Genomic DNA, 14853 nt, shown 5'->3' with positions numbered 1-14853 from the left:
CGACCGTAAAGAACAAGCTGAGACCTTGCCAGGGCCCTGGTGCGGGGTATGGAGGCCAGGCAGGCTAGTTTGCTGGCATGAGTCTCCTTGATGACGTGGCCGAGCGCGACGGCTGGCGATGCTGGGTGTGCGACGAGGCGGTCGACCCCGACGAGTCGGTGAACGACCCGCGAGGGCCCAGCGTCGACAGCCGCACCGCCGACCGGAAGGCCAAGGTCGCCGAACGGCTCGCGCACCGCGGATGCAACACCCGCAAGGGCGCGGTCAAGGTGGCCATCGCCTGGCCGGACCACCTGTACGTGGCCGAACCCGCTCCCCTGATCACCGTCGCCGGGAGACTGGAGCGCAAGGGGGGCCGCGAGATGGTGGGCCGTTGTCCGACCGAGCGGGACGCGCGAGAGGCTGCGGATTGGCTGGTGGACCGGTTCTCCCGACTGGTTCCGGGGCTGCCGGTGACCGCCGACATCGAGCCGGGCGGCGGCCAGTTCCTCGTCATCCTGGCCGTCGGCCGCCGCTGACCACGCCCCGTACACACTCACGTCGAGCTGATCGTCGGCGTCCCGGGAACGGCGAAACCGCCGGCGTGCCCGTTCTTTCCATGACTCCCGAGCGCTGCCGGAAGAGCGACGCCACGTGCGAGGAGTATGGGCCACTCGTGCCAGAACGGTCGATGTGGTCCGGGCTGTGGTTCCGACGTCACCGGCTCTTCCGGTAATTCGGCGGCGATGAACGGCGGGTCCGCCCGCTCTGACGCGTCTGCGCCACTGGGATATCACATCTGAACGAAACGAAGGACACAGATGGCTCGCCCTTACGACCCAGGCCCGAAACAGTTCGTCTTCGCTGTCGGTGACGGCAACGACCAACAGGTCTCCGTGGGCGACCCTCAAGAAGCGTACGTAGCATTCTCCGCGTTCTTCCTGGAGCGAGATTCTGACACCTACACCATCGAAGATGTACCGGCGGGCCAAAAGCTGGTGCTCATGCCCGGTCAAGGTGTGATCGCTCGGATCGAAGTGTCGGACCCACCCCGGTCCGAATACCTCAAGGTCGACAGGGCCAACCGCTACATGCCGAGCGCGATGCTTTTCTTCGAGAACGGATACGCCGGCCTCGACTACTTCGGCCAGTGGTTCTCGGACCTCGCCGACCTCGACGCGTCACCGGAGACGCGCGGTGCCACCCGTGCCGCCTCGATCACCACCGAAGTCGCGGCAATCGAAGAAGTCGCTCGAATCTGGTCGAACTCAGGCATCGTAGACCCGAGCGATCAGTACTACGTCTTCTTCGACTCGCATGATCTCGACGATGACCGAGCTGAACGAGCCGCACTGCTCAGGCTGATCGAATTCCTCGGTCTCGAACGCGTCGACGCCCCGGACGAGGCCGCCGAAGGCGAAGTCTGGGTGCGCACCGACACGCGCCTCGACGTCGAATTCGAACGGTGGTCATGAACGTCTTTCGGAACGGGTCTCCGGATTCGCCGTGATGCTCACCGCAAGCCTGTCCCCCGCCCGATCTCCTGACGAACCGGGAACGCGCAAGCACAGCGCGGACTCCCGGTCCAGGGGAGAGCCCGTCGGCGGGTGCGGGAACGAAGCCAGTGGCCTCCGTGCCGCTGGCGCGACTGAACGGTTCCACTCGGGCAGACGGCACCGTGAGGCTGCGGGCCGCCTGGGCTCACAACTGTTCCTGCCTGGAAGCGCTCGGGCCTGGGGAACCTCTCGGAGAGCAGCCATATTCGCGGGGGTGCGTTCAACGCCGACCCTTCATCGGCCGACGGCATCGGATGTCACCGACGTTGCGCTCTTTGTCCCTCATGACGTCGGCTTCTCGCACGCGTCCGACTTCTCGACCGTCTTGGTGAAGGAGACGATCAGACGCTTCATGGCGTCGGCGTCCTCGTGATCAGAACCGTAGGCCTGGACTCCGGTGTAGAGCTCTTGCTTGTACTTCTCGTCAACGCAGTCCTGCGTCTTTCCGAAGGCCTGGTTGACGGAATACACGTACCGCCCCCCGGACGCGGTCTCCTCCACGCGTTCGAGGGTCTGGCTGCGGAGGAAGTACGCCGTGTCGCGTCCGCCCTGCCACCATTTCTGGACTGTTCTGACCGCAAGCTTTCCGTCCACGATCACATCGCACCAGGTCGCTGACGGGGAGATGTCGGGCTTGACGGAGAGCTTCTTCCCCGGCGGGAGGAACGGAGTGAGCTCCTTGGTGTCGAACGGTATGCCGCAGAGGGTGTCTGGCACGGAATAGTCCCTGACTTCCTCTTCGGCGCCGCATCCTGTGACCGTGGTGGCCAGGACGGCGAATACGACGGCGGCGATTGCGGGACCGGAGCGTGTTCCGGGGGCCGGTCGTCGGCGGGTCATAGTGGTACCTCTCGAAGGCTGCTTGGTAGGCGGGTGGGAAGTGGCTACTTCGTCAGGACGTTGTCCGGCTGCCGGGGGTACGGCCGTCGACTGTCGACTGTGCATCGTCGTGCTGCATCCCCGCCAGCGGTTTGCCCAGAACACTGATGGTGGACGGCACCCTGGTGCCCACCCGGGACGACAAGGTGGCCGAGCAGTCGAAGAACTATCGCTAAGGGCTGTCCCGTAACTGCCATTAGCGGTCTGCTCGGCGGTCTACAGCCGGACGCACCGCGCCAGCTGGCCGTACTTCATGCCGCTGGAGTAGAGGACTCCCTGGTCATTGCGCCCCATGAACTTGATGCCGTGGGTACGCCGCTCTACATGAGTCAGCCGGAGGACCTCAGTGCCCGACTGGGTCGAGAGCTCCAGGAGGTCACCGGGCTGGAGGTCCTCGGCGAGGACATCGATTGTCATGGCGGGGATGGTACGGCTTGACCGCGGGCCGTTTCAGCGAAGGATGACTGCGAGGCGCCTGAGCAGACGGATCACAGTGAGATGATCTTGTTGTGGCTGGTGTGATCACGGCGTCGGAGCCGTCTTGGATAGCCCCGTTCACCGGACTGAGCCCGCGGCAGTTCGGGAAGCTCGTGACGGTTCTGCGGCGTCAGGACGCGGATACGGTCCGCAGGGGCCGGCCGTGGAGCCTGTCGCTGGAGGATCGGACTCTGCTGGTCGCGGCGTACTGGCGCACGAATCTGACCATGCGGCAGCTCGCTCCGCTGTTCGGGGTGTCCAAGTCGGCGGCAGATCGGATCATCGATCACCTCGGGCCGATGCTCGCCCTCCAGCCCCGCAGGCGGTTCGCGAAGGACACGGTGCTGATCGTGGACGGCACCCTGGTGCCCACCCGCGACCACACCGTCGCCGAGCAGTCGAAGAACTACCGGTACTCCACCAACCACCAGGTCGTCATCGACGCCGACACCCGCCTCGTCGTGGTCGTTGGCAAGCCCCTGCCCGGCAACCGCAACGACTGCAAGGCATGGGAGGAGTCCGGCGCGAAGGCCGCCGTCGGCAAAACGATGACCATCGCCGACGGTGGCTATCCGGGCACCGGACTCGTGATGCCCCACCGTCGCCGCAAAGGCGAGGAACTGCCCGGCTGGAAGCAGGCCCACAACAAGTCCCACAAGCAGGTCCGCGCCCGCGTCGAGCACGTCTTCGCCCGCATGAAGACCTGGAAGATCCTCCGCGACTGCCGCCTCAAAGGCGACGGCGTTCACCACGCCATGCTCGGCATCGCACGGATGCACAACCTCGCCCTCGCCGGATAGTCCGCCAAACCGTACAGCGGCGCGCCCTGCCTGAAACCACTCAGAGATCAATTACGGGACAGCCCTTACTCGCCCAACCATCAGGTGGTCATCGACGCCGACACCCGTCTCGTCGTGGTGGTCGGCCGGCCCTTGCCGGGCAACCACAACGACTGCCGGGCAGCCGCCTGGGCGGAGTCCGGTGCGGAGGCCACCGTCGGCAACACGATGACTGTCGCGGACGGCGGCTGCCCGGCACCGGGGCTGAGATGTGACGACGTGCGAAGAATCTGGTCCCAGCGTTCCCGGACTGATCGTCCTCCTGCCTCGATGTGGCGACAGGCCCTTTGGGAGTGGCGCGGATAGTTACAGGACAGCCCCCCAGGCACTGGAGCTGACCGGGCAGTCGGTGCCGCCGGAGGAGCACAGCTGATCACCGAGTTCCGTCGAACTGGTGTGGTCCCCGTATTCTGCGCCCTGCGTGCGCAAGCGCCCGACCGTACGAACTGGTTGTCGGCGCACTCACTCCTTCTGGTAGCGGAGTTCTCCTCGTCGTCACGTTCCTCCCCCTACGCGGTTACATAGGAGCACTCATCGGGCCAAGTCCTGGACCGAAGGACCGTAGGAGAGAAGTGATGGGCATGCGAACCGAGGCCACCGAAAGGGCCGAGCTGGTCTTTTCCCTCTTCGACGCCAACGGCAACGGGGTCCTCGACTCCGAGGACTTCGACCTCATGACGGGACGTGTTCTGGAGGTGGCGGTCGCATCGGACGACGGCGCCCGGGAGGCCATCCGGGCGGCGTTCCGCCGCTACTGGACCACACTGTCCACGGAGCTGGACGCCAACGGCGATGGTGTGATCTCCGTCGACGAGTTCAGTCCGGTCGTACTCGCCCCCGAGCGCTTCGGTCCCACGATCACCGAGTTCGCCGAGGCACTCGCCGTACTCGGCGATCCTGACGGCGACGGCTTGATCGAGCGCCCGCTCTTCGTGTCGCTGATGAGGGCGATCGGCTTCGCGGAGCCGAACATCCATGCGCTCTTCGACGCCTTCGGCCCGGACGCCCAGGACCGCATCACCGTGACCACGTGGGCCAGGGGCATCGAGGACTACTACGCGCCGGACATGGGTGGAATTCCGGCTGACCAACTGGTGGCTGTCCGGGCCGTCTGACACGGCCCGGACATGAGCGTTCCACGGCGGCGCGCGCCGTCCCGGATCGCCTCCACGCGCGCGGGCGCCGGCCCCCTGAGGTCAAGGCGGTGTCGGCCCCGTGCGGACGAATTCGTGAGCGGACGTCAGGATCGGGTCTTGTGCGCGAAGACCCACCGGTTCCCCTCCAGTGCGTCGTTCGGCTCGGGCAGGGGACCACGTCCCCTCTGACGGGTGAAGTCGAAGGGCGTGTGCACCGAGGTGGACCAGCCCTTGGCCGCCAGGGCGCCCGCGGAGTCGGGGCGCGGCCCCCTGTCGAAGAGGCCGAGCAGATCGATGCCGATCTGCTCTCGCGTCGCCGTGTAGATCGGGCTGTCGCGGTACGCGAGCAGGTCCTTCTCCAGCTTGGCCTCGAAGGCCAGGGCGCTGCCCCCGGCGGTGAGCCGGTCCACCGCGTCGATGAGGTACGTCTCGGCGGGGCCCGGCAGGTAGAAGAGCAGTCCTTCGGCCAGCCAGACGCTTGGAGCGGCGGGGTCGAAGCCGACAGAGGTCAGGGCGGTGACCCAGTCGTCGCGCAGGTCGACCGGTACCGGGATCCGCTTCGCCTTCGGGGCGGCCGACAGGTCCGTCAGCACCTGTTCCTTGAAGGCCAGCACGCCCGCCCTGTCGATCTCGAAGACGACGCAGTCGGACGGCAGGTCCAGCCGGAAGGCGCGGGTGTCCAGTCCCGCCCCCAGGAGGACCGCTTGGCGAACGCCCGTACCGACCGACCGGTGGACGAAGTCGTCGAGGACTCCGGTCCGCAGACCGAAGTAGCGGGCGAATCTCCCCCACAACGGGTTGTCGTCCCCTTCCGGAACCTGTTCGATGCTCACCGGCCAGTCCGCGCAGGCGGGGGCTGCGCGGACGAAGTGCTCCGCGTAGACGTCCCGGGCCAGGCTGTCGTGGCGGTGGGTCTCGATCGCCCGTGCGGCGGCGACCAGGAGGGCGGTCAGTCCCACGCCTGCGTCCACGCCTTCCGCGCCGGTCCGCGGGGTCGCCGTGGTGGTCGTGTCCCCTTCGGTGGGAGCGAAGAATGCGGAAGGGCCGCTGGTGGGATGGCGAGGGTCTTCGGTGGTGGAGCTTTCACTCATCGGTCTCTTCTTTCCGGCAGCAGGACGGGCTTGATCACGCGTCCGGCGTCACAGTCGCGTTCGGCCTCGTTGATGTCGGCCAGGGGATAGGTGCGGATCAGTTGATCGAAGGGGAAGTGGCCGGTCTGCCACAGACCGATCAGCCGGGGTATCAGCAGTCCGGGTACGGCGTCCCCCTCGCAGATGTGCCGGATGCCGCGGCCCCCGTCGAGCGTGCCCGGTTCGAGCGGCAGTGCGGTGTGGAGGCGTGCCACGAGACCGAGGGTGCCGGTGGGGCGCAGCGCGCGGAGCGCGTCGTTGATCAGCGGGGCGGAGGCCGTGGTGTCCAGGGCGTACTGCGCGCCGCCGTCGGTGTACCGACGGATGCGCTCGGCCAGTCCGGCCGTCACGGCGGGCAGCGGGACCGCGCCGAACCGCTCGGCCAGGTCCAGGCGCCCCGGATGCCGGTCGACGGCCACGCTCCGTACGCCGGCGGCGGTGGCCGCCATGACCGCGGCCAGGCCCACCGCTCCCGCGCCGAGTACGACGAGGGTGTCACCGGGGCCGGCACGGAAGGTGTTCAGCACGGCTCCGGCGCCGGTGAGGGCGCCGCAGCCGAGCGGACCGAGCAGTTCGAGCGGCAGGGCGGCATCGACCCTGACGGCGTTGCGCGCCGGGACGAGGGCGTATTCGGCGAAGGAGGACTGGCCGAACCACCGGGGGGCCAGCGCTCCCCCGGCGGCGTCGGTGAGCCGTGACACGTCCTCCTCGCGTCCCCCGAAGAGGTTGAGTGAGGCGAAGGAGTCGCAGTAGGCAGGGGCAGCGCTGCGGCAGTTCCGGCAGTCTCCGCAGGAATCGAAACTCAGCACGACGTGGTCGCCGACGCCGATCGCGCTGTCCGGGCCATCGCCGGACGCCACGACGACTCCGCTCCCCTCGTGGCCGAGGACCGCCGGGAGCGGGGTGCGGCCGGCCGATCGCCGGACCGCGAGATCGGTCCGGCACATGCCGCATCCCACGATCTCGACGAGGATCTCGCCGGCGGCCGGGCCGGTGCTCAGGACGACCTCCTCGACCGCGAACGGGGTCTCGTGAGAGCGCAGCACGGCAGCTCGGAACCTCATCGCCCTTCCTCCCTCGGCCGGTGCACGACGAACGGACGGAGGTTGCCGTAGAGTCCCCACGGCCCGCCCGCGACACCGACCCCGCTGTCCTTGACGCCTGCGAAGGGCTGGGCGAGGGAGAGTTCGGCGTGGTGATTGATCCAGGCCGTGCCGCATTCGAGCCGCTCGGCTGTCGCCGCCGCCCGGTCGAGATCGGTGCCCCACACCGAACCGCCCAGCCCGAAGCCGGTCCCGTTGGCCGCTTGGACGGCTTCGTCGAGGTTTCGGTACGGCAGCACCGGCAGGACCGGCCCGAACTGTTCCTCGGTGACCACCGGGTCGTCGGGAGGGACGTCCGTGAGGATCGTGGGAGCGAAGAAGTAACCAGGTCCGTCGAGCCGGTGACCACCGGCCGCCGCCCGGGCGCCGGCCGCCAGCGCCCGTTGCGTGATCCCCTCGACGCGGGCCAGCTGGGGGGCGTTGTTGAGCGGCCCGAGCCGGGTCTCCGGGTCCAGGCCGGATCCGACGACGACGGTCTTCGCGCGGTGTGCGAGGGCCTCGACGACCTCGGCGTGGAGCCGGGCCGGTGCGTAGACGCGTTTGACCGCCATGCAGACCTGCCCGCAGTTGCGGAAGGCGGCCCAGAAGAGCCGGTCCGCGACACGGTCCACGTCGACGTCGTCCATGAGGACGGCCGCGTCGTTGCCGCCGAGTTCCAGGGTGACACGGGCCAGGGAGGCCGCCGCAGCTGCGGCGACGGCCCGCCCGGTCGGCACCGAGCCGGTGAAGGTGACGTGACGGATACCCGGGTGGGAGGCGAGGTGGGCACCGAGGGGTTCCCGGCCGGTGACGACGGTCAGGACCCCCTCGGGCAGGGCTGTGGCGAGGACGGCACCGAGCAGTCGGGTGGCAAGGGGGGTGTACGGGGACGGTTTGAGCACCACGGTGTTGCCGGCCGCCAGTGCGGGCGCGAACTTCGCCGACGCGAGCTGGAGGGGAAAGTTCCACGGCACGATCGCGGCAACAGGCCCGAGAGACTTCCAGCGGATCTCGCTGTGTACGGGTCGGCCGTCGTCGATCCGGCGGGTGCGGGGGGCCAGAGCGGCGAAGTACCGCAGCCGGGCCGCTGTACGGGCGACCTCGGCGTACGACTCGGCCAGGGGCTTGCCCTGTTCCCGGGTGAGCAACGGAGCGAGGTCGTCTCCGGCAGCATCCACGGCGTCGGCGGCGGCGTTCAGCCGGACGGTGCGGGCGGCGGGGTCGGCGCGCCATCCGGTCCAGGCACGCCGGGCCCGGTCGATCGCGTCGTCCAGCTCGTGCGGCTGCTGGTCGGGGGTTTCGTCGAAGGTCTCCCCTGAAGCCGGGTCGATGACAGGGAGGTCCGGGGCGCGGTGTCCAGGGGCGCGACCGGCTTCCGGTGTCGGCATCGCGGTGGTCAGTTCAGGGCCGGGACGTCGGCGGCGTGCTCCCGGGCCTGCCGGTCCATCTCCGCCCGGAAGGCGGCGACCAGGTGTGGCTGGATCCTTCCGGCGTTCCGGTCACCGCCCGAGCAGACCGCTCCCCGCACCCCCACGATGTCCGTGCCGATACGGGTCAGCGGACCGAGGTCGGCCTGCTTCACGCTGCCCGCGAGGGCGGCGAGCAGACCGGACGCGTGGGCGCGGCGGACGAACTCGGCGCAGACGTCCGGCGGGACGTGGTCGAACAACCGCGTCCCATCCTTGATCGCGGTGTCCAGCATGGCCGCGTCGGCACCGGCGCGGGCTGCGATGTCGGGCAGGGCGAGCGGATTCACGCAGCCGACGCGGTGGGCGTCCGCGTAGCCCGAGGCGACGACGAGCGCGTCAGGGCGGTGGTCCTTCACCGCCCGGACAACCGCCCGCATGACCTCGACGCCCTGCTCGGGGGTCGTGCATCCGTACAGGCCCACCTTGATGTACGTGGCGCCGGAAACGGCCGCCCCGAGCGCGGCCTGCGCCACGGTGCCCGGCTTGTACGGGACGTCGCCCACCGTGGCGGACACCGGTTTGTCCGCCGGAACCGCGTCGCGGATCTCCCGGATCACCCAGGGGAAGTTGGCGCCGAGGGAACCCTCGTCGGGCTTCTTGACGTCGACGATGTCGAGGTGCTCCGCCGCCTTCGCGCAGGCGAGCGCTTCCTCGACGCCGTCAGGGGAGATGAGAAGCAACACCGTGAACTCCTTCCGCCGCGAGTCCGCCCGACCGGGGGGACGGGGGCTGCGGATCACGTGGTTCATGTGCGATGTGCTCATCATTTCCGTGGCCCGGGCGCACCGGTAGGGCGTGCGGGGTTCCCCGGGCGGCGCGCGTACGCACACGTACGGCTCCGTGCGCACCGGCGCGAACCAGAGCCTGTCGAACCGCGCCGAAACGCCGAGGCACACCGGTCGTGCGTCACGCGCGACGCACAGCACCGTTGCCCGGCCGTCGTGCGCTTGGTCAACGACCGCGTGTGGTTGCCGAGCCCGACCGCGGTGAAGCCACCGGAAGCCAGGCCGCCTCGTCCGGCATCAGGTTCCGCTGGGACGCGTCGGAGAGAGAGCTGGTCAGGAGCGGTGTGGGGCCGGCCGGGAGCGCGGTCGGCTCATCGGAGAGATTCACTACGCAGCGCAGCCCTCCGGCGCTGAAGTCGAGGAGATCCGCGTCCCGTTCACTGTGCCAGCGCAGGGGCCCGTCGGCACCTGGGCCGGAGCGGACACAGGTACGCCGCAGGGCGAGCGCCTTCCGGTACAGCGCCAACGTGCTGTGAGGGTCACGGTGTTGTGCCTCGACGCTCAGGGGACGGTACGAGGGTGGCTGAGGGAGCCACGCGAGTCCTGGGCCGAAGCCGAGCGACGGGCCCGTGGTGCTCCAGGGCAGCGGGACACGGCAGCCGTCCCTGCCCTTGCGCCGCCCGGCGGACCGGTGGTGCACCGGGTCCTGGAGGACGTCCGCGGGCAGGTCGGCGACCTCCGGCAGGCCCAGCTCCTCGCCCTGGTAGAGGTAGGCGGAGCCGGGAAGTGCCAGGAGGAGCAGGGCGGCGGCGCGGGCCCGGCGGGCGGCGCGGCCGGGGTCGATGTGCGGGGTACGACCGTCCGTCAGGAGCCAGTCGTCGGGGTCGACGCCGGTGGGCAGAGCGAGTCGGGAGGCGTGCCGTACGACGTCGTGGTTGGACAGCACCCAGGTGGGAGACGCCCCGGTGCCCGCGGCCAGGGCGAGGGACCGGTCGATCGTGGCGCGCAGCGCCTCGGCCCGCCAGGGTGTGGTCAGGAAGTCGAAGTTGAATGCCTGGTGGAGCTCGTCGGGGCGGGTGTACAGGGCTCGGCGGTCGAGCGCCGCCCAGGACTCGGCCACGGTCGTGCGCGGGGGGCTGTAGGCGTCGGTGATTCGGCGGAATCCGCGGAGCAGGGCGTGGGCGTCGTCGCGGTCCCAGAAGGGGTGGTCTCCCTGCCAGCCGTCGCCGACGATGCGGTGGTGGACCTGGGCGGGGCCGAGGTCGCGCAGGGGCGCGGCGAGGTCCTTGGCCATGCCGTGGGCGACGTCGAAGCGGAAACCGTCGACGCCCCGGTCGAGCCAGAAGCGCAGGATGCCGTCGAAGTCGGCCCGTACGTGGGGGTGGCTCCAGTCGAGGTCCGGCTGGTGGGGGCCGAACAGGTGCAGGTACCACTGGCCATCGGGGACGCGGCGCCAGGCGGGGCCGCCGAAGACGGACTGCCAGTCGGTGGGCGGCTCGGTGCCGTCTTTCCGGCCGTCGCGGAAGACGTAGCGGGAGCGGGCTTCACTGCCGGGCTGTGCGCTCAACGCCTCTTGGAACCAGACGTGTTGGTCCGACGTGTGGTTCGGCACGATGTCGATGATCACTCGTATGCCCAGGTCGTGAGCGCGCGCGACGAGGTTGTCCGCGTCCTGGAGGGTGCCGAAGCGCGGGTCGACGTCGCGGTGGTCGGCGACGTCGTAGCCCCCGTCGTGCATGGGTGACCGGTAGAACGGGGTGATCCACACGGCGTCGGCGCCCAGGTCCGCGATGTGCGGCAGCCGGGCGGTGATGCCGGGGAGGTCGCCCAGGCCGTCGCCGTCGCTGTCGCTGAAACTGCGGACGTAGATCTGGTAGACGACGGCGGTACGCCACCACTCCTCGGTGGTGCGGGGCCGGCTCATGCGGGCTCCTCAGTGGTGTCTGCGGGGGTGAGGCGGGTCCGGGCGGTGAGGCCGGTCCGCTGGGCGAGCGGGGCATCGAGGGCGGGCCCGATGCTGCCGCGCTCCGCCGAGTCGAGCGTGGAGGGGCAGTTGAACCAGAACCGCGTGCACCCCCGCTCCCGCAGCGCCCGGTGGGCGTCGAGAGCGGCCCGGACGGCATCGCCTGCGGGCACGGTACGGGTATTGAGGGCGACGACGACGGCGTCCGCATCGGGCAGGGGGCCGTCGGGCACTCCGATGGTGACGACGGTGCGGCGGCCCGAGGCGAGGAGGTTGCCGGCGAGGTCCGTGGCGCCGGTGAAGTCGTCCGCTATGCAGCCGAGTGCGGTCATGGGCGTGCGGTCTCCTCGTACGGGGTCTCCTCGTACGGGGTCTCCTCGTACAGGGAGACGAGCTGGGCGACACCGGTGCGCGGCGAGGTGAGCACGGGCACGCCGAGAGCGCCGTCCGGCAGCGCGGCCAGCGCATCCGCCATCGAGGCCTGGGCGAGGACGAGGACGTCGTGGTCGGCGGCCAGGCGGCGCGCTTCCTCGGCGATCAGCGCGTCGTGGCGGCCCTGGTCGCCGGCGGCCCGTGCGGCGTACGCGCCGGGACAGACCGTGGTGTCCAAGGTGATCCGGGTTCCGGCTGCGGCAGCCTTGCGGGCGACGAGGCCGGCCGTGGGGGCGAGCGTGGAATCGAGTGTGGCGAGGACACCGATGCGGCTTCCGGTGCGGACGGCCGTGTCGGCCATCGGCTCGTCGACGCGCAGTACTGGCAGCGCCGTGAGCGCGCGGGTCTGTTCGGCAGCCGGTCCGATGGAGGAGCAGGTCACGAGCACGGCTTCGGCCCCGGCCGCCTCGGCGTGTGTCACGTACGCGGCGAGGCGGGCGGTGGTGCGGGGCAGCGGGCCGTGAGCGACCGTGTCGGCGAGGAGGCTCTCGTCGACGACGTGGTACGGGTCGACGCCGGGGGCGAGTTCGTCGAGAAGGGGCGCGAACACGGCGGGCAGGCCGGCGACGGTGTGCAGGACGCACACACGGGGGCGGTGGCTCACGCGGTCGCCTCCGTGCGTGCGGCGGGCGCCTGCCACCAGGGGCGGCCGTGGGCGTCCACGATCTCGGCGAGCCGGCGCAGCCGGTCGCTGCTGGCACCGCGCAGGGCGGCGTCGCGGTCGCCGGTCAGGGCGTCGGTCCACAGGGCGCGGCCGGCGAGGAACCCCGAGGCGCCGGCGCGGCAGGCCGCCTCCACAGCGGTGGGGAAGTCGGTGGGGGCGACGCCCTGGGACAGCACGACCCAGGGCACGTCGACGACGGCGTCGACGCGTTCGCACTCGGCGGTGAGCCGGGCAAGGGTGCCGGTGCCGCCGTCGGGGACCTGGCCCTTGTAGAGGGAGGGCCGCAACGGCGCGAGTTCGCGGGCGGCCTCCACGATGGCGTCGTTGAGCCGGAACGTGCCGGCGGCCTCTTCGGCGGGGGTGGGCCGGGCGACGGGTTCCAGGACCGAGGCGAGTCCGGCGTCGCGGCACATGTCCACGAAGCGGTCGGCGAGGGCGACGCGTTCCTCGCGGCGTTCGTCGCGGCGCCAGATGACGAGCAGTTTGAGCCCGCGGGTGCCGTCGACGGCGGCCTTGGCGGGCTCGATGTGCGGGTCGAGAGAAGTCCCTTCGACGGGCCGCCCGGGTTGCTGGTCGAGTGCGTCCACGGCGAGGATCGGGGCGCAGCCCGCCGGGAGGACCTGTTCGTCGATGAGCCTGCGGTAGCCGTAGTGGCGATCGATGAGGAGGGCGGAGGCGTGCGGGCCGAGCGTGCGGGCGACGGCGAGCTTGAACTCGGTGAGGTCGTCGTCGGGGATCCGGTCGCCGGGCACCTGGGCGCGTTCGGCCATCATCGTGCGCAGCGAGTCGCGCTGGTCGGCGGCGACCATCGCGAACGTGCCGGTGGGGCGGGCGAGCAGGCCCGGGGCGACGGAGCCTCCGGCGAGCCGGGCGGGGTGGTCCGCGGGGGTGGTCATGGGTGTGGTCTCCGGTTGTGTGTGTCGGGCGTGTGGGTGGTGCGGGCGTGTTCGGGCGGGGTGAACGGCTGGGGCGTGGTCCGGCAGCGTGGCGGGGTTCGCGCGGCCCCGGGCCGCCGGGTCAGGGCGGTGCCGTCGATCCCACCGCCGCCAGGAACCGGTCGTGGTGGAAGGCCCGGTGGGCGTCGGCCGTCGTCGGGGTGGGGACGACCGGGTCCGAGGGTGCCGTGGCCGCGGCGGGGTCCAGCCCGAGGGCGGCGCCCGCCCACTGGGCGGCGCCGAGCGCGGGAGCCTCCGGCTCGGCGCAGACCCGGGTCGGCCAGGGGCAGACGGCGGCCTTCAGCTCGGTCCAGACGCGCAGTCGGGTCGAGCCGCCGAGCAGGGTCACCGATTCCGGTGCGGCGCCGCACACGGTGGCCTGGACGTCGGCCATCCAGCGGGCGTGGTGCGCGGTGCCCTCCAGGACGGCGCGCGCCAGCTCGGCGGGCCCGTGGTCGAGCCCGAGGCCCCTGAGGTCGAACGTCGCGTTCGGGTCGGGTCGCGGCGCGCTGCGCCCGCCGGGGTACGGGGTGAGGAGCAGGCCGGTCGGTGTCGCGGGCAGTGACCTGGCGAGGCGTTCGAACCCTGCGTATCGGTCGCTGCCCCGCACGCCCGTCAGGAACCGGTCGCAGAACCACTCCACGAGCGCGCCCGAACCGCGCATGCCCGCGAGCACGATGAAGTGCTCGCCGTCTGCGTGCCGCCCCCAGGCCATGCCTTCTCCGGCGGCCGCGCCCCGGTCGGGCGGCGTGGCGCTGACGGTGAGGACGGCCTCGGCGGTGCCCATGGAGTCGGCCACCTGTCCGGCCGTGTGCGCTCCGGCCGCCCACGCGCCGACGAGGTGATCGTGTCCGGCGACGACGACGGGGGTCCCGGCGCGCAGCCGGTGGCGTGCGGCGACGGCCGGTGTGACGGTGCCGACGGGGTCACCCGGCGCGTGCACGGGCGGCATGTGCCGGGGTTCGAGGTGTGCCTCGGCAAGCAGTTCGGCGATCCACCGCTTGTGGTGCGGGTCCCAGGCCATGGTGCGCTGGGCGAAGGTGCCGTCGGTGCCGAGACGGCCGGTCAGCGCGTGGACCAGCAGGTCGGCGGCGCCCGCCCAGGCGTGCATCCGGGCGGCGGTCCGTGTCTCAAGGGCGGCGAGCGCGCACCATTTGGCGAGCGGCGCCTTCAGGGTCGGCAGAATGCCGGTCGCACGGTGCAGGGCGTCGGCGCCGAGCCGTTCGCCGAGGCTCCGCGCGTACGGGGCGGGCTCCGGGTCGGACCAGGCGCGCAGGGCGCCGAGGGGCCGGCCGTCGCGGTCGAGGGGGACGCCCGCCTCGGCCATGCCGGTCACGCCGATCGCGTCGGGCGGCCCGCCGGCGGCGTCGGCGCATTCGGCCAGGGCGTCCAGGGCGGCCGTCAGCACGCCGTCCGCCGGATGCCGGTGTCCGGGGGCTGCGGGTGTGCGACGTACGGCGCGGGCGAGCACGGTGCCGTCGGTGTCGCTGATCAGCGCCTTGATGTGGGTGGTGCCGATGTCGATCCCGGCGAGGAGCGGTGATCGAGGGCTCATGGGCGGCCTCCGGTGCGGGTCCGGGGGCGGGG

Annotated in this window: 15 protein-coding genes and 2 pseudogenes; 6 read left to right on the top strand and 11 right to left on the bottom strand. The window is 71.0% G+C overall.

Annotated elements, in window-relative coordinates; all coding sequences use genetic code 11:
* The first annotated feature begins 77 nt into the window (after positions 1 to 77).
* Positions 78 to 518 carry a hypothetical protein gene (locus ACIRJR_RS25620; RefSeq protein ID WP_403784661.1) on the top strand — a complete coding sequence of 147 codons (441 nt, stop codon included), beginning with the start codon at positions 78 to 80 and terminating at the stop codon, positions 516 to 518.
* 282 nt (positions 519 to 800) lie between these two features.
* Positions 801 to 1454, top strand: coding sequence for a hypothetical protein (locus tag ACIRJR_RS25615; protein WP_403784659.1), 654 nt, complete (start codon positions 801 to 803; stop codon positions 1452 to 1454).
* A gap of 363 nt (positions 1455 to 1817) precedes the next feature.
* On the opposite strand, the gene ACIRJR_RS25610 is transcribed toward ACIRJR_RS25615, so the two are convergent.
* Positions 1818 to 2375: a hypothetical protein gene (locus ACIRJR_RS25610; RefSeq protein WP_403784657.1), complete on the bottom strand. Its 558-nt coding sequence runs from the start codon at positions 2373 to 2375 to the stop codon at positions 1818 to 1820.
* 112 nt (positions 2376 to 2487) lie between these two features.
* Between ACIRJR_RS25610 and ACIRJR_RS25605 the strand changes: the two are divergent.
* Positions 2488 to 2587, top strand: a pseudogene (locus ACIRJR_RS25605) (IS5/IS1182 family transposase); the annotation flags it as partial.
* Positions 2588 to 2630: 43 nt separating this feature from the next.
* Here the strand turns inward: ACIRJR_RS25605 and ACIRJR_RS25600 are convergent.
* A complete protein-coding gene (locus tag ACIRJR_RS25600; RefSeq protein ID WP_403784655.1) occupies positions 2631 to 2831 on the bottom strand; it encodes a hypothetical protein in 201 nt (66 codons plus the stop codon).
* Positions 2832 to 2923: 92 nt separating this feature from the next.
* Here ACIRJR_RS25600 and ACIRJR_RS25595 point away from each other — a divergent pair, with 92 nt between their 5' ends.
* From ACIRJR_RS25595 to ACIRJR_RS25585, 3 genes and pseudogenes are all read left to right on the top strand, one after another.
* A complete protein-coding gene (locus ACIRJR_RS25595; RefSeq protein WP_403784653.1) occupies positions 2924 to 3691 on the top strand; it encodes a transposase in 768 nt (255 codons plus the stop codon).
* Between the two features lie 66 nt (positions 3692 to 3757).
* Positions 3758 to 3937 (top strand): annotated as a pseudogene (locus ACIRJR_RS25590) (IS5/IS1182 family transposase); the annotation flags it as partial.
* 374 nt (positions 3938 to 4311) lie between these two features.
* The gene (locus ACIRJR_RS25585) at positions 4312 to 4845 is read left to right on the top strand and encodes an EF-hand domain-containing protein (RefSeq protein WP_403784755.1); all 534 of its coding nucleotides are present in this window, start codon (positions 4312 to 4314) and stop codon (positions 4843 to 4845) included.
* Positions 4846 to 4970: 125 nt separating this feature from the next.
* Here ACIRJR_RS25585 and ACIRJR_RS25580 read toward each other — a convergent pair whose 3' ends face one another.
* From ACIRJR_RS25580 to ACIRJR_RS25540, 9 genes are all read right to left on the bottom strand, one after another.
* Positions 4971 to 5957, bottom strand: a complete 987-nt coding sequence (locus ACIRJR_RS25580; RefSeq protein WP_403784651.1) for a class I SAM-dependent methyltransferase — start codon at positions 5955 to 5957, stop codon at positions 4971 to 4973.
* Positions 5954 to 7060: an NAD(P)-dependent alcohol dehydrogenase gene (locus tag ACIRJR_RS25575; protein WP_403784649.1), complete on the bottom strand. Its 1107-nt coding sequence runs from the start codon at positions 7058 to 7060 to the stop codon at positions 5954 to 5956. Before ACIRJR_RS25575 ends, ACIRJR_RS25580 begins: the two co-directional genes overlap by 4 nt.
* Positions 7057 to 8466, bottom strand: coding sequence for an aldehyde dehydrogenase family protein (locus tag ACIRJR_RS25570; protein WP_403784647.1), 1410 nt, complete (start codon positions 8464 to 8466; stop codon positions 7057 to 7059). The genes ACIRJR_RS25575 and ACIRJR_RS25570 overlap by 4 nt, the downstream gene beginning before the upstream one ends.
* Positions 8467 to 8474: 8 nt before the next feature.
* Positions 8475 to 9230 carry a (5-formylfuran-3-yl)methyl phosphate synthase gene (locus ACIRJR_RS25565; protein ID WP_389193095.1) on the bottom strand — a complete coding sequence of 252 codons (756 nt, stop codon included), beginning with the start codon at positions 9228 to 9230 and terminating at the stop codon, positions 8475 to 8477.
* Positions 9231 to 9498: 268 nt separating this feature from the next.
* Positions 9499 to 11196, bottom strand: coding sequence for an alpha-amylase family glycosyl hydrolase (locus ACIRJR_RS25560; protein ID WP_403784645.1), 1698 nt, complete (start codon positions 11194 to 11196; stop codon positions 9499 to 9501).
* On the bottom strand, positions 11193 to 11567 hold the full coding sequence (locus ACIRJR_RS25555) for a four-carbon acid sugar kinase family protein (RefSeq protein WP_403784643.1): 375 nt from the start codon (positions 11565 to 11567) through the stop codon (positions 11193 to 11195). Before ACIRJR_RS25555 ends, ACIRJR_RS25560 begins: the two co-directional genes overlap by 4 nt.
* Entirely contained in the window at positions 11564 to 12271 is a 708-nt protein-coding gene (locus ACIRJR_RS25550; protein ID WP_403784641.1) for an aspartate/glutamate racemase family protein, read from the bottom strand. Before ACIRJR_RS25550 ends, ACIRJR_RS25555 begins: the two co-directional genes overlap by 4 nt.
* Positions 12268 to 13227: a hypothetical protein gene (locus ACIRJR_RS25545; protein ID WP_403784639.1), complete on the bottom strand. Its 960-nt coding sequence runs from the start codon at positions 13225 to 13227 to the stop codon at positions 12268 to 12270. Before ACIRJR_RS25545 ends, ACIRJR_RS25550 begins: the two co-directional genes overlap by 4 nt.
* A gap of 121 nt (positions 13228 to 13348) precedes the next feature.
* Positions 13349 to 14821, bottom strand: coding sequence for an L-fuculokinase (locus tag ACIRJR_RS25540; RefSeq protein WP_403784637.1), 1473 nt, complete (start codon positions 14819 to 14821; stop codon positions 13349 to 13351).
* Positions 14822 to 14853 lie beyond the last annotated feature (32 nt).

Origin of the sequence: Streptomyces sp. NPDC102402, assembly GCF_044765765.1 — a bacterium.
GTDB lineage: Bacteria > Actinomycetota > Actinomycetes > Streptomycetales > Streptomycetaceae > Streptomyces.
Note: the sequence above shows the minus strand (reverse complement) of the source record. Positions and strands in the feature narration are given on the sequence as shown.